The organism is Qipengyuania benthica (assembly GCF_030717865.1).
Classification (GTDB): domain Bacteria; phylum Pseudomonadota; class Alphaproteobacteria; order Sphingomonadales; family Sphingomonadaceae; genus Qipengyuania; species Qipengyuania benthica.
Genome location: NZ_JAVAIL010000007.1, coordinates 1 through 23,460, shown reverse-complemented (window position 1 = coordinate 23,460; position 23,460 = coordinate 1). Strand labels below are relative to the sequence as shown.

24 protein-coding genes are annotated in these 23,460 nt (G+C 67.1%); 19 read left to right on the top strand and 5 right to left on the bottom strand.

Annotated elements, in window-relative coordinates; genetic code table 11:
- Positions 1-2: 2 nt before the first annotated feature.
- Genes Q9K01_RS14790 through Q9K01_RS14770 form a run of 5 tightly spaced genes read left to right on the top strand, consistent with a single transcriptional unit; the run spans position 3 to position 3,767 of the window.
- Positions 3-1,166: an AI-2E family transporter gene (locus Q9K01_RS14790; RefSeq protein ID WP_305930894.1), complete on the top strand. Its 1,164-nt coding sequence runs from the start codon at positions 3-5 to the stop codon at positions 1,164-1,166.
- Entirely contained in the window at positions 1,156-2,394 is a 1,239-nt protein-coding gene (locus Q9K01_RS14785) for a DUF3089 domain-containing protein (RefSeq protein WP_305930893.1), read from the top strand. Before Q9K01_RS14790 ends, Q9K01_RS14785 begins: the two co-directional genes overlap by 11 nt.
- Complete coding sequence (gene ruvX, locus Q9K01_RS14780; RefSeq protein ID WP_305930892.1) at positions 2,373-2,849, top strand: Holliday junction resolvase RuvX; 477 nt, start codon at positions 2,373-2,375, stop codon at positions 2,847-2,849. Before Q9K01_RS14785 ends, ruvX begins: the two co-directional genes overlap by 22 nt.
- Before the next feature lie 47 nt (positions 2,850-2,896).
- Entirely contained in the window at positions 2,897-3,355 is a 459-nt protein-coding gene (locus Q9K01_RS14775; protein WP_305930891.1) for a PaaI family thioesterase, read from the top strand.
- Positions 3,348-3,767, top strand: a complete 420-nt coding sequence (locus Q9K01_RS14770; RefSeq protein ID WP_305930890.1) for a PaaI family thioesterase — start codon at positions 3,348-3,350, stop codon at positions 3,765-3,767. The genes Q9K01_RS14775 and Q9K01_RS14770 overlap by 8 nt, the downstream gene beginning before the upstream one ends.
- A 152-nt stretch (positions 3,768-3,919) precedes the next feature.
- Here Q9K01_RS14770 and Q9K01_RS14765 read toward each other — a convergent pair whose 3' ends face one another.
- Together Q9K01_RS14765 and cobS are read right to left on the bottom strand one after the other, a co-directional pair.
- Complete coding sequence (locus tag Q9K01_RS14765) at positions 3,920-6,175, bottom strand: transglycosylase domain-containing protein (protein ID WP_305930889.1); 2,256 nt, start codon at positions 6,173-6,175, stop codon at positions 3,920-3,922.
- 50 nt (positions 6,176-6,225) lie between these two features.
- Entirely contained in the window at positions 6,226-7,218 is a 993-nt protein-coding gene (gene cobS / locus Q9K01_RS14760; RefSeq protein WP_305930888.1) for a cobaltochelatase subunit CobS, read from the bottom strand.
- 55 nt (positions 7,219-7,273) lie between these two features.
- Between cobS and Q9K01_RS14755 the strand changes: the two genes are divergently transcribed.
- Positions 7,274-8,119 carry an oxygenase MpaB family protein gene (locus tag Q9K01_RS14755; protein ID WP_305930887.1) on the top strand — a complete coding sequence of 282 codons (846 nt, stop codon included), beginning with the start codon at positions 7,274-7,276 and terminating at the stop codon, positions 8,117-8,119.
- Positions 8,120-8,202: 83 nt separating this feature from the next.
- Here Q9K01_RS14755 and Q9K01_RS14750 read toward each other — a convergent pair whose 3' ends face one another.
- Entirely contained in the window at positions 8,203-8,796 is a 594-nt protein-coding gene (locus Q9K01_RS14750; RefSeq protein WP_305930886.1) for a J domain-containing protein, read from the bottom strand.
- A 57-nt stretch (positions 8,797-8,853) separates the two neighbouring features.
- Between Q9K01_RS14750 and Q9K01_RS14745 the strand changes: the two genes are divergently transcribed.
- The 5 genes from Q9K01_RS14745 (at position 8,854) to Q9K01_RS14725 (ending at position 12,513) form a co-directional block, all read left to right on the top strand.
- Positions 8,854-9,126 (top strand): BolA family protein, encoded by a 273-nt coding sequence (locus tag Q9K01_RS14745; protein WP_305930885.1) that lies wholly within the window; start codon positions 8,854-8,856, stop codon positions 9,124-9,126.
- Entirely contained in the window at positions 9,123-9,851 is a 729-nt protein-coding gene (locus Q9K01_RS14740; protein WP_305930884.1) for a glutathione S-transferase, read from the top strand. The genes Q9K01_RS14745 and Q9K01_RS14740 overlap by 4 nt, the downstream gene beginning before the upstream one ends.
- Positions 9,848-10,732: a pirin family protein gene (locus tag Q9K01_RS14735; protein WP_305930883.1), complete on the top strand. Its 885-nt coding sequence runs from the start codon at positions 9,848-9,850 to the stop codon at positions 10,730-10,732. Before Q9K01_RS14740 ends, Q9K01_RS14735 begins: the two co-directional genes overlap by 4 nt.
- Positions 10,733-10,801: 69 nt before the next feature.
- Positions 10,802-11,617, top strand: a complete 816-nt coding sequence (locus tag Q9K01_RS14730; protein ID WP_305930882.1) for an SDR family NAD(P)-dependent oxidoreductase — start codon at positions 10,802-10,804, stop codon at positions 11,615-11,617.
- Positions 11,617-12,513, top strand: a complete 897-nt coding sequence (locus tag Q9K01_RS14725) for an alpha/beta fold hydrolase (RefSeq protein ID WP_305930881.1) — start codon at positions 11,617-11,619, stop codon at positions 12,511-12,513. The genes Q9K01_RS14730 and Q9K01_RS14725 overlap by 1 nt, the downstream gene beginning before the upstream one ends.
- On the opposite strand, the gene Q9K01_RS14720 is transcribed toward Q9K01_RS14725, so the two are convergent.
- Positions 12,510-13,577 (bottom strand): DUF2332 domain-containing protein, encoded by a 1,068-nt coding sequence (locus tag Q9K01_RS14720; protein ID WP_305930880.1) that lies wholly within the window; start codon positions 13,575-13,577, stop codon positions 12,510-12,512. The genes Q9K01_RS14725 and Q9K01_RS14720 overlap by 4 nt on opposite strands.
- A gap of 44 nt (positions 13,578-13,621) precedes the next feature.
- On the opposite strand from Q9K01_RS14720, the gene hisG reads away from it, so the two are divergent.
- From hisG to Q9K01_RS14680, 8 genes are all read left to right on the top strand, one after another.
- A complete protein-coding gene (hisG, locus tag Q9K01_RS14715; RefSeq protein WP_305930879.1) occupies positions 13,622-14,278 on the top strand; it encodes an ATP phosphoribosyltransferase in 657 nt (218 codons plus the stop codon).
- Positions 14,278-15,567, top strand: coding sequence for a histidinol dehydrogenase (hisD, locus tag Q9K01_RS14710; protein ID WP_305930878.1), 1,290 nt, complete (start codon positions 14,278-14,280; stop codon positions 15,565-15,567). The genes hisG and hisD overlap by 1 nt, the downstream gene beginning before the upstream one ends.
- A complete protein-coding gene (nusB, locus tag Q9K01_RS14705) occupies positions 15,564-16,028 on the top strand; it encodes a transcription antitermination factor NusB (RefSeq protein ID WP_305930877.1) in 465 nt (154 codons plus the stop codon). Before hisD ends, nusB begins: the two co-directional genes overlap by 4 nt.
- The gene (gene thiL / locus Q9K01_RS14700; RefSeq protein ID WP_305930965.1) at positions 16,025-16,894 is read left to right on the top strand and encodes a thiamine-phosphate kinase; all 870 of its coding nucleotides are present in this window, start codon (positions 16,025-16,027) and stop codon (positions 16,892-16,894) included. The genes nusB and thiL overlap by 4 nt, the downstream gene beginning before the upstream one ends.
- Positions 16,895-17,016: 122 nt before the next feature.
- On the top strand, positions 17,017-19,173 hold the full coding sequence (locus Q9K01_RS14695) for a sodium-translocating pyrophosphatase (protein ID WP_305930876.1): 2,157 nt from the start codon (positions 17,017-17,019) through the stop codon (positions 19,171-19,173).
- 165 nt (positions 19,174-19,338) lie between these two features.
- Positions 19,339-20,499: a GNAT family N-acetyltransferase gene (locus tag Q9K01_RS14690; protein ID WP_305930875.1), complete on the top strand. Its 1,161-nt coding sequence runs from the start codon at positions 19,339-19,341 to the stop codon at positions 20,497-20,499.
- Positions 20,500-20,512: 13 nt separating this feature from the next.
- The gene (locus tag Q9K01_RS14685; RefSeq protein WP_422785336.1) at positions 20,513-21,400 is read left to right on the top strand and encodes a transcriptional regulator; all 888 of its coding nucleotides are present in this window, start codon (positions 20,513-20,515) and stop codon (positions 21,398-21,400) included.
- Between the two features lie 53 nt (positions 21,401-21,453).
- A complete protein-coding gene (locus Q9K01_RS14680) occupies positions 21,454-22,365 on the top strand; it encodes an acyl-CoA thioesterase (protein WP_422785335.1) in 912 nt (303 codons plus the stop codon).
- 267 nt (positions 22,366-22,632) lie between these two features.
- Here the strand turns inward: Q9K01_RS14680 and Q9K01_RS14675 are convergent, their stop codons facing one another.
- A complete protein-coding gene (locus Q9K01_RS14675) occupies positions 22,633-23,403 on the bottom strand; it encodes a hypothetical protein (protein ID WP_305930872.1) in 771 nt (256 codons plus the stop codon).
- Between the last annotated feature and the right edge of the window lie 57 nt (positions 23,404-23,460).

Genomic DNA, 23,460 nt, shown 5'->3' with positions numbered 1-23,460 from the left:
CCATGAGCGGCCCTTCCGCCAACGCATCCGCGCAGGGCGAAACCGAGAGCCGCTTCGCCTCTCCCGCCGAACTTGCGAGAGAGGATCTGGGCAACAGCCCATCGCGCATTTCCGATCCGCGGCTGCTGTACGAAGCCCGGCGGGCGTTCGTCTGGACGCTGGTGGTCGGGGGGATGATCCTCACGGTTTACATCGCCCAGTCGCTGCTGGTGGTTTTCGGTGCCCTCGTGTTCGCCGCAATGATCGACGGAGGCGCACGCCTGCTTGGACGAATCCTGTCGATACCGCGCTATCTGCGCGTCTCGATCGTCCTGTTGCTGACCGTCGCCTTCCTCGTGTGGCTTGGCTACTTCATCGGCGCGACGATCTCGAGCGAGGCGGCGCAATTCCCTGCGATCGTCGAACGTCAGGTTACCGATTTGGTCCGCTGGTTACAGGCGCAGGGGATCGAGATCAGCCAATCCCAGCTGCAGAATTATGCAAGCAGCATCACCAGCGGGATCGGCACGCTCACCCGCGCGCTGGGCGGGCTGCTGGGCGGACTTACGACGGTGGTGCTGATCGTGATCATCGGGGTCTATGTGGCGCTCGAGCCGCAGCTTTACGAACGTGGGGTCGCCTGGACCTTGCCGCGCGCGAGACGGGCTTCCTTCTATCTGACCGCGACGCGGATGGCGCAGACGCTGCGCCGGCTGATGGCGGGACGCTTGCTGGGCATGCTGATCGAAGGCGTGTTCACCTATGTCATGCTGGCCTTCGTCGGCCCGCTGATCGGCGTCGGTGCGGTGCCGATGGCCGCGCTGCTGGCGATCCTGACGGGCCTGCTCGCCTTCGTCCCCAATCTCGGGGCCATCATCTCCGGCGTTTTGATGGTGTTGGTGGGTTTCTCCGGCGGGCTCGACATGGGGCTCTACACGATCTTCGTCTATCTGTTCGTGCAGAACTTCGACGGCTACGTCGTGGTGCCGATGATCGCCCGCAAGACGGTCGATCTGGCGCCTGCAGTGGTGCTGGCGGCGCAGCTTGTCATGGGCATCCTGTTCGGGATCATCGGCCTGTTCCTGGCCGACCCCCTGCTGGCGATGATCAAGGTTGCGCTGGAACGGCGCGCCGAGACTGCGGACGAGGAAGACCAAGCTGGAGAGGCGGCAAGGAATGGCGCGTAAGTTTCTCTATTTCATCGCATTCGTCATTGTCGCCGTGATCCTGGGCGGGGTCGCGCTGTCGATCTGGTCGCGCGAGGCGACCGAGATCGCCTTCGTGCCGCGCGGCGAATTCGTCGAGCAGGAGGCATTGCCCGCAAACGCCTATGAAGACCCGGGAATGTGGTACTCGCGCCCCGGGATCGGCACCGACGATCCGGCACGCTATCAGCCCGCCCTCGCCGAGCCTCCCGAAGATCCGGCGACTCGCGAGCCTTCCCCCGAAGCACCCGCCGCAGAGCGCACGCTGGGCGACGTCCCGGGCGCGCTCGCGCCCGAGAGCAGCCGCCGCGCCGATCCGATTGCACGGGCGGAAACGCCCGAGTTCGCGGTCTTCTTCGTTCCCCCGACCAGCTATATCCAGGCGGGTGGCGACTGGAACGCCAGCCTTGCCGACCGGACGACGCACGAACGCGCCCGCACCTTCCTGCGCGGGCTCGCCAGCCCGTTCAATGCCGCGGACGAGATCTGGGCGCCGAAATACCGTCAGGCCGCGGTTGGCGCCTTCCTGACCGACAAACCCGCAGCGAAGCTGGCGATCGATGCGGCCTATGCCGATGTGCGCGAGGCGTTCCGCTATTTCGTCGAGAGCGTGGATCCGGACAAGCCGATCGTGCTCGCCGGACACAGCCAGGGCGCGCTGCATATTCTGCGGTTGTTGATGGAAGAGGTCGCCGACACCGAACTCGAGAACCGCGTGGCCGCCGTCTACGCCCCGGGCTGGCCCATCTCGATCGACCATGACCTTCCCGCGCTTCCTTTTCCGGCCTGCGCGGCGCCCGGGCAGACCGGCTGCATCTTGGGTTGGTCCAGCTTCGCCGACGACAACGATCCCGATTTCCTGATGCGTCGCTACGGCAGCACGCCGGGTTTGGATGGTCAGCAGCGCGGCGACGGGCCGATCCTGTGCGTCAATCCCCTTACCGGTGGCGCCAATGGCGCGGCGCCCGCCAGCAGCAATCTCGGTACGCTAGTCCCCGACGAAAGCCTCTCGCGCGGCGAGCTCGTCCCGGCAGCGGTTCCGGCACGGTGCGATGCCGCAGGCCTGCTGCTGATCGGCGACCCTCCCGAGCTGGGCGAAGGCGTCTTGCCGGGCAACAATTACCACGTTTACGACATTCCACTGTTCTGGGCGAATGTGCAGAAGGACGTGCTGGAACGGGTATCGGCATGGACGCCGGCGGGATCGTAACCGACAGCGCGGCCGCGTTCGACGAGCAGCTGCCCGATGGCGGGGTGCTGCTCGGTCTCGATCTCGGCACCCGCACCATCGGCCTCGCGACCTGCGATGCCGGCTGGCGCTTCGCGACCGCGGGCAAGACCCTGCCGCGCGGCAAGTTTACCGCCGATTGCGGCAAGCTGCGCGAGCTCGTCCAGCAGCGCTCGATCAAGGGACTGGTGATCGGTCTGCCGCGCAATATGGACGGGCGCGAAGGACCGCGCGCGCAGGCGAGCCGGGCCTATGCGCGCAATCTCGCCGCCGCGCTGGCGCTGCCCGTGCTGCTGTGGGACGAGCGCTGGTCCACCGCCAGCGCCGAGGCGGCGATGATCGGGCAGGACATGAGTCGCGCCAAGCGCGCCGAGCGGATCGACAGCCACGCCGCCGCGATCATCCTCCAGGGCGCGATCGACACGCTGACCAATTGAGCTTTAGCCATTGTATTCGCCCGCGCCGCGCGGCAGGGCGAGCGGTAATGGCCGATGAGCACCCCCGTTTCGATCCCGCGCAGGCTGCGCCGTTCCTGACGGCGCGTTCGCACAATGGCTGGCTGGGACTCGCCTATCGCGACCATGGCGAGGACTGGGTCGAGCTCGAACTCCCCTGGCGCGAGGACCTGCTGGGCGAGGACGGCCGCGAGGTGCTCGCCTCGGGCCCGATCATCAGCCTGATGGACATGGCCAGCGGGCTGGCGATCTGGACCCGGATGGGCCACTTCCGCGCCATCGCGACGCTCGACCTGCGAGTCGACTACACCCGCCCCGCCCGCGCGCGATCAAGCGTTTTCGGACGCGCGCAATGCTATCGCCTGACCCGCTCGGCCGCCTTCGTGCGCGGCATCGCGCATGACGGCGACGCCGAGGACCCGGTGGCGCATATGCAGGCGGTCTTCATGTCGATCGATGCGCGTCACGTGGAGCTGCCCAGTGGCTGATCCGCGCGATATCGAGGTCGTCACGCCCTATGCGCGCTCGCTCGGCATCGCGCTCGATCGCTGGGAAGACGATGTGCCCGTGCTGCGGGTCGAATTCTCCGATGCGGTGCAGGGACGCCCCGGCGCATTGCATGGCGGCGCAATCAGCGGTCTGCTCGAGACCGCCGGCTACGGCGCGCTGCGCGCGGAATTGGCGCGCTCGGGGCGCGTGGCGCAGATGAAGCCGATCAACATCACCGTCCAGTTCCTGCGCAGCGGCAAGACGCGGCCAAGCTTCGCCAGGGCCCGGATCGTCAAGCTGGGCCGCCGGACCGCCAATCTCAGCGTCGAGGCCTGGCAGGACGACGAGGCCAAACCGATCGCCAGCGCGGTGATGAACATCCTGATGGGGGATGCGGAAGCCGCAGCCTAGCAACTCTCCGTCATCCCAGCGAAAGCTGGGATCGCTCGCCTCCCGGTCCTCTACCCGAAGGAGATCCCAGCTTCCGCTGGGATGACGCGTGTTGTTGTGCGCCCGAGCGCGCTTTTTCGGCGGTCCCTAGCGCAGTTCTCTTCGCAACCTAGCTAGCGCTCCTGCTCCTCTAGCCGCTGCCGCTCTGCCTCGTAGCGTTCGCGCATTCGCTCCTCTTCGCGTTCGATCCGTTCGCGGGTCGCTTCCTCGGCGCGGCGGCGGACTTCCTCGAACCGCTGCGAATCGACGCGCATGCCGTCCTCCCCGACCCGCAGGTCGAGATCCACGCCTTCGACATCGGTCGAATAGATCATCTCGCCATCCTCGAACCGCAGCCGCGATCCGTCCTCGAACGGGATGTCCTCGAGCTCGGGCACATCCTGTGGCTCGACCGGGCCGCCGGGATCGGCGCGCTCGGTCGGATTGGCCCGGGGGGCCCCACTCGCACCGCCGGCCTGACGCATGAAATCCTTCCAGATCTGCGCGGGCAAGCCGCCGCCGCTGATCCCGTCGAGCGGCGAATTGTCGTCGTTTCCGATCCACACCCCGACTACCAGATCGTTTGCATAGCCGACGAACAGCGCATCGCGATTGTCCTGCGTGGTGCCGGTCTTACCGAAATTGGGCCCCGGCAGCATCGCTGCGCGCCCCGTGCCCTGGTTGATCGCGTGGCGCAGCATGTCCTCCATGTCGGAATGAACCCGCCCAGAAAGCGTGTCGCTGCCGTCCCACAACCGATCCCACCAGTTCGGTTCCTCGCGGGCGAAGGCGTGGGGATCGACCGGATAGCGGTTGGCCGCGACCCCGGCATAGGCGGCGGTCAGCTCCAGCAGGCTCATGGTCGAGGTGCCGAGCGCGAGACTGGGATCGCCCTCGGCCAGAGCGGAGGTTACGCCCAGATCGCGCGCGGTCTCGATCACCGCCTCGGAGCCGACCTCGCCGAACAGCCGCACCGCGGCGACATTGCTCGATTGGGCAAAGGCTTCGCGCAGCGTCAGGCTTTCCGAATAGCGCTCGCGCGAATTCTTCGGGCGATAGCTGCCCTCCTCGATCGCGGTGTTGGCGATCCGGTCGTCGGGGTCCCAGCCGGCGCGCAGGGCGGCGAGATAGACGAAAAGCTTGAAGGTCGATCCGGGCTGGCGCTTGGCCTGGGTCGCACGGTTGAAGGTGGATTTGCCGTAATCGGTCCCGCCGATCATCGCCACCACCTCGCCATTGGGGCGCATGGCGACCAGCGCGACCTGCGCCCCGCGCAGTTCCGGACGTCCGGTCACCACCCGGGCGATCGACTGCAAGCGGCTGTCGAGCGTGGTGGTGAGCGTCTGGCGGGCGTAGCCCCCGCTGGTCCGCTCGCGCGCCTCGGGCAGCGCCCAGTCTGCAAAATAGGTTCCAGTGGGCAGATCGCTCTTGAGCCGGACATCGAGCGCGGGCGGACGCAGGCGCTGCGCCTCCGCTTCGCTCAGGTATCCGGCGGCGACCATGGCATCGACGACCATCAGCCGGCGCCGCTCCGCGCGGTCGTAATGTTTGACGGGGTTGAAGCGCGACGGCGCCTGCACCAGCCCCGCCAGCATCGCCGCCTGGCTGACGGTGAGGTTCTCGGGCCGACGGTAGAAGAAGTGCATGCTCGCCGCGCGCAGGCCGTAGACGTTGTCGCCGAAATAGGCGTTCGACAAATAACGCGCGAGGATCTCGTTCTTGGTCAGCCAGCTTTCCAGCCAGAAGGCGATCAGCATCTCGCGCGCCTTGCGGGTCAGCGTCTGTTCGGGGGTCAGGAAGGTGAATTTCGCCAGCTGCTGGGTGATGGTCGAGCCGCCGCCCACCCCCATGAACACCGCGCGCGCCACGCCCCGCGGATCGACTCCCCAATGGTCGTAGAAGCGCCGGTCCTCGATCGCCATGAAGGCCTCGACCACATGCGGTGGGAGATCGGAGACGACGACTGGTTCGTCGGTGACCGCGCCATTGCGCGCGATCGGCGTGCCGTCGGCGGCCAGCAACGTGACCATCGGCGGCGCGATCGGCTGGAGCGATTTGTTGAGCGGGGCGGTGATCGCCAGCCAGGCGACGAGCAGCACGAACAGCGCCAGCGCGGCGGCGATGATCCGCCCTGCCCACCAGCGCTTGCGCCGGTCGCGCCAGTAAGCGCGCTGCCACCAGCGTTCGGCGCCGCGCGGTTCGCGTTGCAGGCGATAGGTGCCGCCCGAATCGTGCTCGCCGGAAAGCCGGCGGTCGACCTCGTCGAGCCGGGCATCCCATTCGTCGTAAGCGGGATCCTCGCCCAACCCGTCGTGCAGCGAGTAATAGCCGCTGTGCGACGCCGGTTCGGGCTCGGGCTGCTTGCGGCGGAAAGGATCGAACAGGCCCATGCGGCTACTGTGTTAACAGAACAACACAGGAGGGGCCAGACCCGCCGGAGTCAGTTTTTGCCGACCACGCTCTCGGGCAGATCCTCGCCGAAGACGCGCTGGTAATATTCGGCGACCAGCATCCGTTCTTCCTCGTCGCACTTGTTGAGGAAGGAGAGCCGAAAGGAGAAGCCGACGTTCTTGAAGATCGCGTTGTTCTGCGCCCAGGTGATCACCGTGCGCGGGCTCATCACGGTCGAGATATCGCCGTTGATGAAGCCCTGCCGGGTCAGATCGGCGACCTTGACCATGTCGGCCAGCAGCTTGGGGTCGGCATCGGGGTTCTTGGCCGCGACGATCGCCTGCTCGGTCTCGGCGGGAAGATAGTTCAGCCCGATGACGATGTTCCAGCGGTCCATCTGGCCCTGATTGATCGCCTGTGTGCCGTGATAGAGCCCGCTGGTGTCGCCCAGCCCGACGGTGTTGGCGGTGGCGAACAGCCGGAAGTTGGGATCGGGGCGGATCACGCGGTTCTGGTCGAGCAGCGTCAGCTTGCCCTGCTGTTCGAGCACGCGCTGGATCACGAACATCACGTCCGGGCGGCCGGCGTCGTATTCGTCGAACACCAGCGCCACCGGGTGCTGGAGCGCCCAGGGCAGCAGGCCTTCGCGAAATTCGGTGACCTGCAGACCGTCGCGCAGCACGATGGCGTCGCGCCCGATCAGGTCGATCCGGCTGATGTGCGCGTCGAGATTGATCCGGATGCAGGGCCAGTTGAGCCGCGCCGCGACCTGTTCGATATGCGTCGATTTGCCGGTGCCGTGATAGCCCTGCACCATCACCCGGCGATCGTGCGCGAAGCCGGCGAGAATCGCCAGCGTCGTGTCGGCATCGAAGACATAGGCCTCGTCGAGATCGGGGGTGCGCTCGTCGGGTTTGGAAAAGGCCGGCACCTTCCAGTCGATATCGATGCCGAAGACCTCGCGCACGTCGACCTCGGTGTCGGGCGCGGCCAGCACGGTTTTGGAGGAGGCGTCGAAGCTCTTTTCGGTCATGTCGTTCATCGCTTCGGCGGGTTAGGCATTTATCCGCGCTGCGCCAACCCTATATTGGCTGACGATGCCGCAAGCCGACCTTTCCGAAAAACTCCGCCAGCGCCTTGTCGGCAGCGTTCGCGCGGTGTTCAACGATGTCGAGGGTGGCCAGCAACCGGTCCCGCCATCCGATGAAGCCCTGTTCGAGCGCGATTCGCCGATCCGGATGGTGCATGCAGATGTGGTGAGCATGATGGTGGGGGGCATCCGCAGCCTGTTGCTGCAGATGCTCCACCCGCATGCGCTGCAGGGCGTGCTCGACCATTCCAACTTCCGCAGCGACATGCATGGGCGGCTGCGGCGGGCCGCGCGCTTCATCGCCACCACCACCTTCGGTCATCGCGACGAGGCGATGAGCGCGATCGAGCGGGTCAACGGGATTCACGCGCATGTCGATGGGACCTTGCCCGATGGCAGCCCTTACTTCGCACGCGATCCGCGCACGCTGGCCTGGGTGCATGTGGCCGAAGCGACCAGCTTCCTGGCTGCCTATGTCCGCTACGTCCGGCCCGACATGCCCAACCACGCCAAGGACGAATATTACCGCCAGTTCGCGGTGATCGCCAAGGCGCTGGGCGCCGATCCGGTGCCGGTAGACCAGAGCGAGGCGGAGGCGATCTTCCGCGAATTACGCCACGATCTGGCGGCCTCCCCGCAGGCGCGCGAGATTGCCGAGCTGGTTCTCAACCAGCGGCCCGAGGGCGCGCCGCCTGCCGTGCAGAGCATTCTCGGCTCCGAGGCGGTGGCGTTGCTGCCGCCCTTCGCCCGCTCGATGCTCGGGCTCGACCGGCCGGGGCTGATCGCGCTGCCCGCGCGCGCCGCGACCTGGGGAATGGGCAAGACGCTGCGCTGGGCGTTCCGTCAGAGCTGAAGCCCCTCGATCCGGCAGCGTATCCCGAATTGAAACTTCAAGTGTAATCGAGCTTTAGGGAATGGCTGCTCGGACGATTCTCGTCAGCCCATCGCCGAACTCTTGCGCAGCAACTGATAGGCTTCCACCACCCGGCCCAGCCGCGCTTCGAACTTGCGGTCGCCGCCGTTGCGGTCGGGGTGGTAGCGCCGCACGAGTTCGGAATAGCGCCGTCGCAGGCGCGTCCGGTCGGCATCGAGCCCCAGCCCCATTTCCTCCAGCGCCTGCGCCTCCTCGCGGCTGAAGCGCCCGTCCATCGCCATCTCGGCCTCGCGCCGGGCGCGGCTGCGGATCCCGCCGGCGCGCGCCGAGATTGCATCGAGCGGATCGTCGAAATCGGCCCAGCGCGGCATCCCGTCCACCCCCGCAGTCGGTCGGAAGGTCGAACTTTCGGTCCGCCACCCGGACGCAACCCCCTGGGCATCCAGGATTTCATCCACGCTCATGCCTTCGAACCAGTCGTAGCCGGCGTTGAACTCGCGAACATGGTCGAGGCACATCCAGCGCCAATTGCCCGGCCCGTCGAAGCCGTGCCCCCCGCCGCCCGGTGCCCGGAATTCGCCTGCTTCGTTGCAGGCCGGATGTTCACACCTTCTTCCTTCCGCTTCATAGCGGCCATGAAACCTTGTCGTGCGCATTCGCATTAGGATGGGGAAGCCCGACGCGTTAGAAAACCCCCGGAAGGAGAAAATCGCATGGCCGGAACCGTACAGCAGGAAATGGAACGCCTGCTCACCGAGGCATTTACCCCGACGCGGCTCGAGGTGGTCAACGACAGCGCCAAGCACAGCGGCCACTCGGGCGACGACGGCAGCGGCGAATCGCATTTCACCGTGGTGATCGAGGCACCCGCCTTCGCCGAGAAGAGCCGGCTCGAACGCCAGCGGATGGTGAACAAGGCGCTCGGCGACATCCCCGGCGAACGGGTTCATGCGCTGGCGATCCAGGCCTCGGCGCCGACGCCATGAGCTACGATCTGTGGTACTGGCCCGGCATCCAGGGCCGCGGCGAATTCGTCCGGCTGTTCATGGAAGCGGCGGATATCCCCTATCGCGACCGGGCGCGACAGAGCGACGCGCAGGCGCTGGTCGAGGATATGGAAGCGCGCGAAAAGAGCGGCGGTTTCGCACCCTATGCCCCGCCCTATCTCGTCGCCAAAGACGGCGAGGATGAAATCGCCATCGCGCAGGTGGCGCATATCCTCGCCTGGCTGACCGACCGCCACGATCTGGGAAGCGGCGGCCCGCAGACCGATCTCCACCTGATCCAGCTCCAGCTGACGATCACCGATTTCGTCGCCGAGGCGCATAATACGCATCATCCGGTCGGGGGCGGTATGTACTACGAAGATCAGAAGGAGGCCGCCGCAACCGCAGCGAAGGGTTTCCGCGAGGAGCGCATCCCGAAATATTTCGACCATTTCGAGACCGCGCTCGGGGTGAATTCCGGGCCGTTCTGCCGCGCCGATGGCTTCGGCCACGTCGACACTTCGCTGTTCCAGCTGGTCGAGGGGCTTCGCTACGCCTTCCCCAACCGGATGGCGCAGATCGAGTCCGACTACCCGCGCATATTCGCCTGCCGCGATGCCGTTGCCGAACTGTCAGGCATCGCTGCCTATCTGCAATCGGAACGCCGGATTCCCTTCAACGAGGACGGCATCTTCCGCCACTATCCCGAACTGGACGCCCAATGATCACCCAGACCATCGTGCCGACCACCCACGATCTCGGCCAGTTCCAGGTCCGCCGCGCGCTGCCCGCGCGCGAACGCAGCATGATCGGCCCCTTCATCTTCGTGGACCAGTTCGGCCCCGCGCAGCTCGACATCGGCGCCGGGATGGACGTGCGCCCGCATCCGCATGTCAACCTGGCGACGGTGACCTGGCTGTTCGAGGGCGCCATCGATCATCGCGACAGCCTCGGCAGCTATTCGACCATCCGGCCTGGGCAGGTCAATCTGATGACCGCCGGGAGCGGCATCGTGCATTCGGAACGCTCGCCGCAGGAGCACCGCGAGACCGGGCCCCGGCTCTACGGGATGCAGACCTGGCTGGCGCTGCCCGATGGGCGCGAGGAGATCGACCCGGCGTTCGAGGCGGTGGTCGATCTCCCGGTGATCGCGGACAAGGGCGCGAAAGCGACTGTCGTGATGGGTGAATTGTGGGGCGAGCGCGCGCCGGTCACGACCTATGCCCAGACAATATACGCCGAAATCATGCTGGAATCTCGAGGCTCTATCCCGATCGAGCCGAGCGCCGACGAGCGCGCGTTGATGCTGGTCGGCGGCGCGGCGAGCATCGATGGCACCACGCTCGATCTCTACACGCTCACCGTGCTCGAGCCCGGACGCAGCATGACACTGAGATCGGACCAGGGCGGGCGAGTGATCCTGCTCGGGGGTGAAGCCTTAGCCACCCAGCGCCATGTCTGGTGGAACTTCATCAGCTCGAGCCGCGAGCGGATCGAACAGGCCAAGGAAGACTGGCGCGAGCGGCGGTTTCCCGAGGTACCGGGCGATTCCGAGGAGCGTATTCCTCTTCCCAGAGGCGCGCCGAAGACCGTCACCTACCCGTAAGCACCGGCCCCAGAAACGTCCAAGGGCGACCGGGCAGCGCTAACACAACGCAAATATCAGGAGAGTATCATGGGTTTCGAAGGCAAGAGCGTCTGGATCACGGGCGCGTCCTCGGGCATCGGCGCGGCGCTGGCGCGCGAATGGGCGGGCCGGGGTGCGCGGGTGATCCTGTCCGGCCGCGACGAGGCGCGGCTGAACGAAGTCGCCGCATCGCTCACCGCCGAAACGCTGGTGCTCCCCTTCGATGTCCGCGACGAGGATGCGATGCGCGAGGCGACCGCACGCGCGACCCAAGGGGCCGGAGTCGACATCTTCGTCGCCAATGCAGGGGTCTCGCAGCGCAGCCCCGCGGTCGATACTGCGATGCAGGTTTACCGCGACATTATCGATATCGACCTCACCGCGCAGATCGCCGCGACGCAGGCGCTGCTGCCGCACTTGACCCAGCGCGGCAGCGGCAAGCTGGTGTTCATCTCCTCGGTGGCGGGCAAGGTCGGGGTGCCGCTGCGGACCGCCTATTGCGCCGCCAAATTCGGGCTGATCGGCTACGCCGATGCGCTGCGCGCCGAATTGTCGCTGAGCGGGATCGACGTTCATGTTGTCTGCCCCGGCTCGGTCGCCACCGATGTCAGCCGCAACGCGCTGACCGGCGATGGCAGCCGGCGCGGCCGCAGCGACAAGGCCATCGACGAGGGCATCGCGCCCGGCGATGCCGCGAAGACGATCGTCGATGCGGTCGAGCTCAACCAGCGCGAGATCATCGTTGCGCAGGGGATGGAGGAAGCCATGGCCGAACTGCGCCGCACTCCCGACCAGTTGTTCGACCAGATTTCGCAGATGGTCGCAAAGGGCTATATGGCCAAGATGCAGGTGGAGGATCAGTGATGGAACAGACCCGCGTCACACTCGCCAACGGGATCGAACTCGACGTGGTGGACGAAGGGCCGCGCGACGCGCCGGTGCTGATCTTCCTCCACGGCTTTCCCGAGAGCCACCGCACATGGCGGCATCAGGTCGCACATTTCTCCAAGAACTTCCGCTGCATCGCGCCCGACCAGCGCGGCTATCGCGGCTCGTCCAAACCGCCCGCGGTGGAGGATTACACCCCCGACAAACTCGTGGGCGACATCTTCCTGCTCGCCGATGCGCTGGGGGTCGAGCGCTTTACCGTGATCGGACACGACTGGGGCGGCGCGATCGCCTGGGGGGTGGCACTGATGGGACAGATGAATAGCCGCGTGACCCGCGCGGTCGTGGCGAATGCCCCGCATCCGGCGATCTTCCAGCGGCTGCTCTACACCAATCGGGGCCAGCGCGAGGCGAGCCAGTATATGCGCGGGTTCCGCGATCCGGCGAACGACGCGCTGGTGCGCGAGCATGGGCTTGGCGGCATCCTGCTGCAGGAAATCCGCTGGGATGCGCCCGACAAGATGGAGCCCGAGGAGCGCGCGCAATTGCTCGAGGACTGGCAGGATCGCGACGCCGCCTTTGCGATGCTCAACTGGTACCGCGCCAGCCCGATCGAGATCCCCTCACCCGATGCCCCCTACGAACTGCCCGAAGGCTGGACCCCGCCGCCGCTACCGCCACTGACGATCCCCAAGCTGGTGATCTGGGCGCTGGACGATCTCGCACTGCCACCCGAGAACCTCGAGGGGCTGGACGAGGTGGTGAAGGATTTGACGCTCGTCGAAGTGCCTGATTGCGGACATTTCGTCCCTTGGGAAGCGCCCGGGGCGGTCAATGCGGCAATGGCGGAGTTTCTGGAGCGGACGGCCTAACCGCCCAGCCACTCCACCCATGCGCCGTGCGGATGCGCATTGGCGAGATGCACCGGCGCCTCGCCGCCGGGCCAGTATCGCACCTTGAGTTCGTGCTGGAAGGTCTCGCGATTGGTCTCCAGCGCGATATGCGCCAACGGCTTTTCGGCGGTGGCGGCGGCTCCGGCCTCCTCCATCGCCGTCTCGATCCGCTCCTGCGTGAACTCGGGCAGATACTGCCACATGATCGAATGCGCGATCACCCGCGTCACGCCGGCTTCCTGCTTTCGCGTCACTTCCTTGATCACCCAATCGCCCGCATCCATCCGTTCGATTTCAGGTGACATACGCTGCGCCAGCGCGATCGCTGCATCGATGCGGGCCATCCTGCCGGTCGCTTCGGGCCAGACATAGCTCTTGAGGCGCAGCGCCTGCCGCTCGTCGGTGAGGTCTACCGGCGCAATGTCGCTGCCGCGCGCATCGACGAAGCCGATGGCGCTCGCGGGCGGAGGCGAGCCGCGCCATTCGGGTGCAATCTGCACCCGGCTGCTGCTCGGTCCCGTCGTCACCCCGCCGAGATTGTAACGATAGCGGCCCATCATGGTGTTGATGCCGGCACTTGCGCCGATCTCGAGCCATTCGAACTGCGCGGTCGTGCGGCCGTCCGCCAGCCACAGCAGTGCCGCGGCGAAGCTGGCAGACCGCCCGGCTTCATTGGTCTGCGGCGGTCCGTCGAGCCAGGGCATCAGCTGCGCGTCATGCGCTTTCACGATCTCGCAAATGAGCGCATCGACATCGCCCTGCGAGGCAACGCGGCCTGCGTATATATCCTCCAGCCGCGGCTCCTCGCCCGTCAGCAGCAAATTGTGAATCCCGCCAGCGATCCGCAGCGGCATGGCGTCGCGCAGGCTCAGCCCCTGCCAGGCGAAGATGCGGCGAGCGGTGGCGGCGCGGCTGTTTTCCAGGGCCAGCAGCCCGCGTATGACCTGCGCCGTGCCCGGAGCGCTCGCCTTTTCGGCGTGCTGCGCCTGCCATTCGATCGCTTCGGGGATCGAAGCCAGATCCATCACGCCGTCATCGGCCATATCCGTTGCCCTTTTTCGTCCGTGACCCTATCTGCCGCACCGCAATGACCGACAGTCTAACCTTCGCCATTCCCAAGGGCCGCATCCTCGAAGAGGCGCTGCCCGTGATGGCCCGCGCCGGGGTGGTGCCCGAGGACGCTTTCCACGACAAGGCCAACCGCTCGCTGACTTTTGGCACCACCCGCGAGGACATGCGGCTGATCCGGGTGCGCGCCTTCGATGTCGCCACCTTCGTGGCGCATGGCGCGGCGCAGGCCGGGATCGTCGGTTCGGATGTGATCGAGGAATTCGACTACGACGATCTCTATGCACCGGTCGATCTCGACATCGGCCATTGCCACCTCGCGGTCGCCGAGCCCGAGCGGGTTGCGGGCGATACGTGCGGCGCCAGCCATCTGCGAGTCGCGACCAAATATCCCAATATCACCCGGCGGCATTTCGAGCGCCAAGGGATCCAGGCCGAGTGCGTCAAACTGAACGGCGCGATGGAGATCGCCCCGGTGCTCGGTCTCGCCGGGCGGATCGTCGATCTGGTTTCCACCGGTCGGACGCTCAAGCAGAACGGTCTGGTCGAGACCAGCCGGATCATGGAGATTTCGGCCCGGCTGATCGTCAACCGCGCAGCCCTCAAGACCGACCCCCGCGTGGGCGCGCTGGTCGAGGCGTTCCGCGCCGATGCCTCCGCGCGCAAGGCCGCTTGATGCAGTTCCTCGACGCCGCTGCCGCCGATTTCGAGCAGGTCTTCGCCAGAATCGTTCGCAACAATCGCGACAACGATGCCGATGTCGGCCGCGACGTCGCCACCATCCTCAACGAGGTGCGCGCTCGCGGCGACGATGCTCTGGTAGAATACACCATGCGCTTCGACGGGCACCGGCTAACCGACGACGGCGACTGGCGGATCTCGGCCGAACAATGTCGCGCCGCCCACGACGCGCTGGAGCCCACCTTGCGCGACGCGCTCCAACTCGCCGCCGACCGCATCCGCGCCTATCACGAGCAGCAATTGCCCCAAGACAGCGACCGCACCGATGGCATCGGTATGCGGCTCGGCTCGCGCTGGCTGCCGGTGGATGCCGCGGGGCTCTACGTCCCCGGCGGGCGTGCCTCCTATCCCTCCTCGCTGCTGATGAACGCGATCCCTGCCAAGGTTGCGGGTGTGAAGCGGCTCGCGGTCGCCACACCCACGCCCAAGGGCGGGACCAATGCGCTGGTGCTGGCCGCCGCGCATATCGCCGGGATCGACGAGATCTGGCGCGTCGGCGGGGCGCAGGCGGTGGCCGCGCTCGCCTATGGCACCAAGCGGATCGCCAAGGTCGACGTCGTCACCGGTCCCGGCAACGCCTGGGTCGCCGAGGCCAAGCGCCAGCTCTACGGCGTGGTGGGGATCGACATGGTCGCGGGACCGAGCGAGATCCTCGTCATCGCCGATGCCGACAACGATCCCGAATGGATCGCCGCCGACCTGCTCAGCCAAGCCGAGCACGATCCCACCAGCCAGTCGATCCTGATCACCGACGATCTGGGCTTCGCGCGGATGGTCGAGGATGCGGTCGATCTCCAGCTGATGAGCCTGCCCACCGCCAAGGTGGCGCGCGCGAGCTGGGAAGCGCATGGCGTGATCATCGTGGTCGAGCGGATGGCGGATGCAGTTCCGCTGGCCGATCGCCTTGCCGCCGAACACGTCGAGCTCGCGGTCGCCGATCCGCAGGCGCTGTTCGACCGGCTGCGCCATGCCGGGAGCGTGTTCTTCGGGCGGACCACCCCCGAAGCGGTCGGCGACTATATCGCCGGGCCCAACCATGTCCTCCCCACCGGGCGCCGCGCGCGCTTCGCCAGCGGATTGTCGGTGCTCGACTTCATGAAGCGGACCAGCTTCATCGACGCCGGACCCGGCGCGCTCGCCGCGATCGGCCCCGCCGCGGTGGCGCTGGCCGAAGCCGAGGGCCTGCCCGCGCACGCCCGCTCGATCGAATTGAGACTGAAATGAACAAGCCAGCACCCCGCTCTGCCCGCAGCCAGGCCCGATCGGCTGCGCGTCTCGCCGCCGTCCAGGCGCTCTATCAGATGCAGATGGAGAAGACCCCGCTCGCGCGGCTGCTACACGAGTTCCACATGCACCGCCTCGGCCACGAGGTCGAAGGCGAGGAATACGCCGAGGCCGAGGTCGAGTTCTTCGACGATCTGGTCGCCGGGGTCGATGCCCGCCGCGCCGAGATCGACGAGGCGCTGGTGGCCAAGCTGGCGTCGGGCTGGACGCTGGCGCGGCTCGACAAGACCATGCTCCAGGTGCTGCGCTGCGGCGCCTACGAGCTGATTGCCCGTCCCGATGTGCCCGTCGGCAGCGCGATCAGCGAATATGTCGATGTCGCGAAGGCCTTCTTCGACGACCGCGAGGCGAAATTCGTCAACGGCGTGCTCGACGCCGTGGCCAAGGACGTGCGCAGCTGACCGAAGGCGAGTTCATCGCCGCCCTGCGCGCGCTGGCCGGGAATCCCGCGGCGCGCGCGCTGGCGGACGATGCCGCGGTGCTCGAAGTGGGCGGCGAAACGCTGGTGCTGACGCATGATGTGCTGGTCGAGGGGGTGCATGTGCTCCCCGGCTCGGATCCCGCCGATATCGCCTGGAAGCTGGTGGCGGTGAACCTGTCCGATCTCGCTGCCAAGGGCGCGGAGCCGTTGGGAATCCTGCTCGGCCATATGCTCGGCGACGGCGATGCGCGCTTTATCGAGGGCTTGCGCGAGGTGCTTGCGGCCTACGATGTGCCGCTGCTCGGCGGCGACACGGTCAAGGGTCTGGGCCCACGCAGCTGGGGCGTCACCGCGATCGGCCGCGCGATGCATGTCCCGGTGCCCTCGCGCGGCGGGGCAGAGGCCGGCGACGGCGTGTTCGTGACCGGGGTGCTGGGAGCGGCGATGCTCGGCCATGCGGCGCTTACCGGCGGCGCCGAGGCGGATACGGCCGCCTATCTGCGCCCGGCGCCACTGCTTGCGGAGGGTCGCGCGCTGGCCCCGCACGTCACCGCGATGATGGATGTCTCCGACGGCCTGCTGCTCGATTGCTGGCGGCTTGCCGGCGCTAGCGGGGTCACGCTCGCGCTCGACGGCGCGGCGATCCCCGTGGCGGACGAGCGCCGCCGCGGCGAGTGCCTGCGCTGGGGCGACGACTATCAGCTGCTCTTCACCGCGCCCGCCGATACCGCCCTGCCCGTCGCGGCGAGCAGGATCGGGACCGTCGTCCCGTTGGATGGCGGGCACCTGCGCCTCGACGGCAGAGGCCTCTCCCTCGATGACGGGCTGGGCTACACCCACGGCTGAACCCGCCAAGGCCGTTCCGGCTTCGGGCTTGTAACGCTCACCCGCCGCGATATACCTTCCCTATCGTGCGCCCACACACTCGCGAGGGAGCGCACAAACAATAAGCGGGAGGGGGAAATTTCGTGGACCTTGTATTGATATCTATTTTGCTGGGACTGCTGGCCATCGTCTATGGCTTCGTCACCAGCCGCCAGGTCCTGCGCGCGGGCGCGGGCAATGAGCGAATGCAGGAAATCGCCGGCGCCATCCAGGAAGGCGCACAGGCCTATCTCAAGCGCCAATACACCACCATCGCCATCGTCGGCGTCGTCGTCGCCGTTCTGGTCGGGGTCTTTCTCGGCATCATTCCGGTGGTCGGCTTCGTTATCGGTGCGATCCTCTCGGGCGTCGCTGGCTTCATCGGGATGAACATCTCGGTCCGCGCCAACGTCCGCACCGCCGCCGCCGCGCAGAGCGGTCTGCAGCAGGGGCTCACCCTCGCCTTCCGCTCCGGCGCCATCACCGGCATGCTCGTCGCCGGGCTCGCGCTGCTCGCGATCGCGGTGTTCTTCTACTATCTCGTCGCGGTCGCCGGCCACGCCGCCAACAGCCGCGAAGTGATCGACGGGCTGGTCGGACTCGCCTTCGGTGCCTCGCTGATCTCGATCTTTGCGCGGCTGGGCGGCGGGATCTTCACCAAAGCCGCCGATGTCGGTGCCGATCTGGTCGGCAAGGTCGAGGCGGGCATCCCCGAGGACGATCCGCGCAACCCTGCGGTGATCGCCGACAATGTGGGCGACAATGTCGGCGATTGCGCAGGGATGGCGGCCGATCTGTTCGAAACCTATGTCGTCACCGTCGGCGCCACCATGGTGCTGACCGCGCTGCTGCTGAGCGGTCTGGGCGACATGCTGCTCCCGATGATGGCGCTGCCGCTGCTGATCGGCGGGGTCTGCATCGTCACCAGCATCATCGGCACCTATTTCGTCCGCCTCGGCGGCGGCACCAACATCATGGGCGCCATGTACAAGGGCTTCCTCGTCACCGCGGTGCTGTCGATCCCGGCGATTTGGCTGGCGATGCAATTCGCGCTCGGCGATTTGAACACCGTGATGGGCGGCGCCAATCTCGCCGCGGTCGATCCGGGCGCGCCGCTCGCCGAGGAAGGCACCGCGTCGCTCCTCCCCTTCACCGGCTGGGACCTGTTCGGATCGGCGATGATCGGCCTGCTGCTCACCGGGGTGATCATCTGGATCACCGAATATTACACCGGGACCAATTTCCGCCCGGTGCGCTCGATCGCCAAGGCTTCGGAGACCGGCCACGGCACAAACGTGATCCAGGGGCTGGCGATCAGCCTCGAATCGACCGCACTGCCGACGCTGGCGATCGTCGCCGGGATCATCGGCGCCTACCAGTTCGCGGGGCTGATGGGCATCGCCTATGCCGCCACCTCGATGCTGGCGCTGGCGGGCATGGTCGTGGCGCTCGACGCCTATGGCCCGGTCACCGACAACGCCGGCGGGATCGCCGAAATGGCGGGGCTCGACGACAGCGTGCGCGAGAAGACCGATGCGCTCGATGCGGTGGGCAACACCACCAAGGCGGTGACCAAGGGCTATGCGATCGGATCGGCCGGCCTCGCCGCGCTGGTGCTGTTCGCCGCCTACACCGCCGACCTTGCCGAGTTCTTCCCGCTGGCCGATGTCGATTTCAGCCTCGAGAACCCCTATGTCATCGTCGGGCTGCTGCTCGGCGCTTTGCTGCCCTATCTGTTCGGGGCGATGGGGATGACCGCGGTCGGCCGCGCGGCGGGCGATGTGGTCAAGGACGTCCGCGACCAGTTCCGCGAGAACCCGGGCATCATGCAGGGCACCTCCAAGCCCGACTATGCCCGCACGGTCGATCTGGTCACCAAGGCGGCGATCAAGGAGATGATCGTCCCCTCGCTGCTGCCGGTGCTGGCGCCGATCGTGGTCTATTTCGTCATCACCGCGATCGCAGGTCAGGAGAACGGCTTTGCCGCGCTGGGCGCGCTGCTACTTGGCGTGATCGTCAGCGGGTTGTTCGTCGCGCTGTCGATGACCGCGGGCGGCGGCGCCTGGGACAATGCCAAGAAATACATCGAGGACGGCAATCACGGCGGCAAGGGCAGCGAAGCCCACAAGGCCGCGGTGACCGGCGATACGGTGGGCGATCCCTACAAGGACACCGCAGGTCCGGCGGTGAACCCGATGATCAAAATCACCAACATCGTCGCGCTGCTGCTGCTCGCGGCGCTGGCGGGCGGTACGGTCTGACCCGCGCCTGCCGCTGACCACATGGACCCCGTTCGGAGCGATCCGGGCGGGGTTCGTGTTTGCGGATGCTTTAAAGCTTCTTAAGCGCAAGGCTGCTAGAGCAGCGACCGCGACGCAGATGCTCGCGCTAGCAGGGATCGATCGGTGTCCGGCATTGCTTCGAGATTGGACGCTACGGCAGCAGCGCAGGATCTGCGCTGTCCGGCAGCGACCCCGGGCGACGTCGTCTGGCTCGACGGTGCGGAGGCGCTTGCCGGATCGTTCGCCAGCGAATGGAGTGCGCTGGCCGATCATGCCGCCGCGCCCAACCCCTTCTACGAGGAATGGAATCTGCGGTCGGCCCTCGCCGAACTCGCGGGCGGCGAGGATCTGACGATCCTCGCCTATCGCGAAGCGGGGGCGCTCGCCGGCCTGCTCCCCGTCGCCCGCGCGGGGACCTATTACGACCGGTCGATCCCCCATCTTGCCGGATGGCTGCACGACAACGCCTTTTGCGGCACCCCGCTGATCCGGCGTGGCAGCGAGGAGAGGTTCTGGCGGGCTGCGCTCGCCGTGCTCGACCGGCGCGCGGGCACGGCGTTCTTCCTCCACCTGCGGCATCTCCCAAGCGATGGTCCCGCGACGCTGGCGCTGCGCCGGGTGCTCGACGAAACGGATCGCGCCGCCACCGTGGTGGGTCGCGAGGAGCGCGCGCTGCTCGCTTCCGATCTCGGCTCGCAGGCCTATTTCGAAGCCGCGTTGAGCGGCAAGAAACGCAAGGAACTGCGCCGCCAGGCCAAGCGTCTGGGCGAGCTGGGAGAACTGCAGGTCGAGCGCCCGACCGGAACCGAAGGTCTCGAACGCTGGATCGACGATTTCCTCGCTTTGGAACACGCGGGCTGGAAGGGCGAGGAAGGCTCCTCGCTTGCCACCCATCCCCCGGTAGCGGGCTATTTCCGCGCCGCGCTTCAAGGCGCCGCGCGGGCGGGCAAGCTCGAGCGGCTGGCGCTCACGCTCGACGGCGCCCCGATCGCCATGCTCGCCACCTTCCTCGCGCCGCCCGGCAGCTTCTCCTTCAAGACCGCCTTCGACGAGCGCTATGCGAAATTCTCGCCCGGCGTGCTGCTCCAGCAGGAAAACCTCGCGCTGCTCGATCGCGGCGACATCGCATGGTGCGACAGCTGCGCGGCGGCAGATCACCCGATGATCGAGCGGATCTGGCGCGAAAAACGCGCGACGATCGCCGTGAATATCGCGCTCGGCGGGCCGCTGAAGCGGACAGCCTTCCGCCTGCTGAGCCGGCTCGAACGCAGCGCCGAACCATGGGGAATGAACTGCGATGGATAGCACCGCAACCGCAATGCCCGCCGACCAGACGAAGATTCCCCGGCATACCGGCCCCGGCAATGCCGCGATCTTCGACGCCGCAACGCGTCAGCGGTTCGGGCAGCTCTATCCCGAGCAGCCGCATGTCCTCGCGCATGCGCTGGGTTCGCACCCTTTGCTCGAGCTCGACAGCCTCGCCGCGCTGGCGGGGCGGCTGCCCGAGTCCTCGATCGAATACAATCGCGGCGATCTGCCGATCGGAGTGGACGGCAAGCCGGGCGCGACCGGGCTCTCGATCGAAGACACCATCCGCCGCATCGCCTCGGCCAACAGTTGGGCGGTGCTCAAGAACATCGAGCAGGACCCGGCCTACGAGGTACTGCTGCTGGGCCTGCTGGGCGAATTGCGCGGTGAGATCGAGGTCCGCACCGGGGCCATGCTGCGCCCGCAGGGGTTCGTCTTCATCTCCTCGCCCGATGCCGTCACCCCCTATCATTTCGACCCAGAGCACAACATCCTGCTGCAGGTGAAGGGCTCCAAGGTGATGACGCAATTCCCCGCCGGAGACGCCCGCTTCGCTCCCGACGAGGTCCACGAGACCTACCATTCGGGCGGCGCGCGCGAACTGCGCTGGCAGGATGATTTCGCCGCCGCAGGTCAAGAATTCGCGATCGGTCCGGGCGAGGCGGTGTTCGTGCCGGTCATGGCGCCGCATTTCGTTCGCAACGGGCCCGATAGCTCGATCTCGCTCTCGATCACCTGGCGCAGCGACTGGAGCTTTGCCGAGGCCGATGCGCGCGGCCTCAATCGCGTGCTGCGCGCCGCCGGGCTCAGCCCCGCCGCTCCGGGCCGCTGGCCGCGCACCAACCGCACCAAGGCCAACGCCTACCGGGTGCTGCGGAAACTCGGCGCGGTGGATTGACGCTGCGGCGGGCGGTCCGCAAAGCGCCTGTCATGACCGAACCGACCGAACCGATGCCAGACAATTCCACCCCCGCCGAACTCGTTGCGGGTCTCGTCGAACTGCTCACCGTGACCCGCGAGGGCGACGACAGCTTCGTCGGCCAGCCGCAGCCCGGCGGAGTCGGGCGGGTGTTCGGCGGCCAGGTGATCGCGCAGGCGCTGCAGGCGGCGCAGGCCACCGCGCCCGACGGCATGGCGGCGCATTCACTCCACGCCTATTTCCTCCGCGGCGGCGAGGAAGGCGTGGACATCGACTACCAGACCGCGCGCGATTTCGACGGCCGCAGCTTCGCCAACCGCCGCGTGGTGGCGCGCCAGCAGGGCCGCCCGATCCTCAACCTCACCGCCAGTTTCCAGCAGGCGGAAGAGGGGCTGAGCCACGACGACTACACCATGCCACAGGTCACCCCGCCCGAGGAGCTGACCCCCGACACCGAGCTGCGCCGCAAGTTCGTCGCCCAGCTCGACCATGTCTCCGATCTCCAGCGCGCGCTGATGCTGCGCCCGCGGCCGATCGAGATGCGCACCAGCGACAGCCTCCACTGGATGAACTCCGAACCGCGCGCCCCGCAGGCGCACAGCTGGTTCCGGACCGTCGCGCAGCTGCCTGCGCTTAGCGACGACCCGGCGCTCCACCGCGCGGTGATCGCCTATGCCAGCGACTACACGCTGCTGGGCACCGCGGCGCTGCCGCATGGGCTGAGCTGGGCGCGGGGCGAGCTGAACGGCGCCAGCCTCGACCACGCGATCTGGTTCCACCGCCCGGCGCGCGCCGACGAATGGCTGCTCTACGCCACCGACAGCCCGTGGAGCGGCGCGGGCCGCGGCTTCAACCGCGGGCGAATCTTCGACCGCGAGGGCCGGCTGGTCGCCAGCGTCGCGCAGGAAGGCGTGGTGCGGCGGCGGCACAAGCGGACCGCCTGATACTTCGGGCACAGCTGAGCCATCTGACACGGGGGGACACGCCGCGATGGCGGAAATCCGCGGGTTGCGGGGTGCAAGGTTACGCTTTGCCGAAAGGTTGGGCGCTTTGCGTTTGTTGATGAAACACATCCGGGGGGCGGCGTAAGGACGACTCGCGGGGCGCCTGTGACGCAAGCGCTGCGGGAGGGGTGCGGGACTGGACGATGCAAAGAGCCGACTCGATGCTAACAGGCCGGCGGCGTGTAGGAAAATGCTTTGCCGGGCCCGTCAGCGCGGGAGGAAGTAACCGCCCTCGCCTTCGCGGACCAGGCCGGTATCGGCGAGCGTGGCGAGCACTTCGGCGACGCGGGATTTGCGCTTCGCGGTCGCCCGCCCCTTGAACAGCGTGGCGAGGGCAGCGGCTGGCAGCGGCGCTTCGGCTTCGAACAGCACATCGCGCAGAGCGCGGATCTGTTCGAGATCCTTGGCGGGCCAGCTGCGTTCCTCGACCACGCCTGCGCCGATACCGGCAGCATCCAGCCCCATGTCGAGATCGTCCTGCCCCTTCACCTTATGGGCGAGGCGCGGCTGCTGGTATTCGGGCCGCAGCCAGCGGACGAGGCCGCGCTTTTCCTCTGCCGCGCGTTCCTGATTGAGCGCGACGAGCCGGACGAGCAGTTCCTCCTCCGCCGCTTCCTGATCCTCGGACTTGTGGGGGCTGGGCGTGGTCGCGCCGGGCTTGCCGATCAGGCGCTTGCCCAGGTCTTCCCAGCCGTATGCGGCGAAGACTTCGCGGTCGATCTCGTCGTGAATGTCCTTGAGCACCTCAATCAGCCCGGCCTCGTGAATATCGCGCTCCTTTTGACTGAATGGCTCGCCCACGCCCTGTTCCAGTTCGCGCAGGCGTTCGAGCACATTGTACATTTCGGTCATGGTTAAGAAGTCGTGCTGGGTCAGCCGCCCCTTGCGAAAGGCATCGAGGCGCTCGCCAAGTTGGTCGAGTGTAGCGGACTGCGCCTCCGTCAGCGTGGGGAATGGGTAGGGTCCGGACTCATTCACAGCCAGAAGGCGACGGCAGTGGCGAGCGCCACACTGGATAGGAAGTTGGCGGCAAGC